Raw genomic sequence first — 928 nt, forward strand, 5'->3', positions numbered from 1 at the left:
GTGACGCCAGGTCACCAGCGAAGTGGGACGACTCGCCCGTCGGGTCTCAGGACGTGCGGGGGCCGGGGGTCTCGGGGCGGGTGCCCTCCTCGCGGAGGTACGGGGTCGAGCCGCGGCCCGGGCGCACGCCGCGCTTGTCGGCGTAGAAGGCGCGGATCAGGTCCATGTCGGCGCGCACGTCGCCCGTCAGCGCGACCGTGGGGCCGACGCCGGTGGTGCGGGTCGGCCCGTCGATGAAGCCGAGCGTCACGGGCAGGCCGCTCGCGACGGCGATCCGGTAGAAGCCCGACTTCCAGTGGTCCGTGGGCCGCCGGGTGCCGTCGGGTGCGATGACGAGCGCGAACGACCGGTCGCCGCGCGCCTCGGCCGTGAGCCGCTCGACGAGACCACCGGCACCGCGGTCGGTCTCGAGCGCGCCGAGCCGCCGGAGCAGGGGCCCGAGGGGCCACCAGAACAGCTCGCGCTTGACGAGCACGCGGGGCGACACCCCGGCGTTCCAGAGCACGAGCACCGTGAGGACGAAGTCCCAGTTCGAGGTGTGCGGCGCACCGATGAAGACGCCCGTGCGGGGCAGCCGGCCGACGGCGCGCCAGCCCGCGAGCCGCAGCAGGAGCGCCGCGAGCCGCGCACGCGCACCGGCGGGACGCGCACCCGTCTGGTCGGGTCCGCCTGAAGCGGCCGACGGCGCGTCGTGCGCGGCGTGGGACGCCGACGGCGACGCGGCGGGCGTGGAGCCCGTCGGGTCGCCGTCGGCGGAGGTGGTGTCGCGGTGGGGCTCAGCGCCCACGGCGCCGGCCACCGCCCTGCATCGACATCTCGACGGCGCCGCTGCGGCCCGAGCCGCCGGAGCCCGACGAGCCCGAGCCGCCCGACGACGACGCGACGCGGAACTGCGAGCCGGGTGCGCGGCCCTGCGAGGACGCCGCAC

General features: G+C 77.3%; 1 protein-coding gene. It reads right to left on the bottom strand.

Going from position 1 to position 928, the window contains the following annotated elements; all coding sequences use genetic code 11:
* Positions 1 to 46: 46 nt before the first annotated feature.
* Positions 47 to 787 carry a 1-acyl-sn-glycerol-3-phosphate acyltransferase gene (locus ICW40_RS19900; RefSeq protein WP_308121932.1) on the bottom strand — a complete coding sequence of 247 codons (741 nt, stop codon included), beginning with the start codon at positions 785 to 787 and terminating at the stop codon, positions 47 to 49.
* Positions 788 to 928: the final 141 nt, after the last annotated feature.

This window comes from Actinotalea ferrariae, from assembly GCF_019733465.1.
Taxonomy (GTDB): Bacteria; Actinomycetota; Actinomycetes; order Actinomycetales; family Cellulomonadaceae; genus Actinotalea; species Actinotalea ferrariae_A.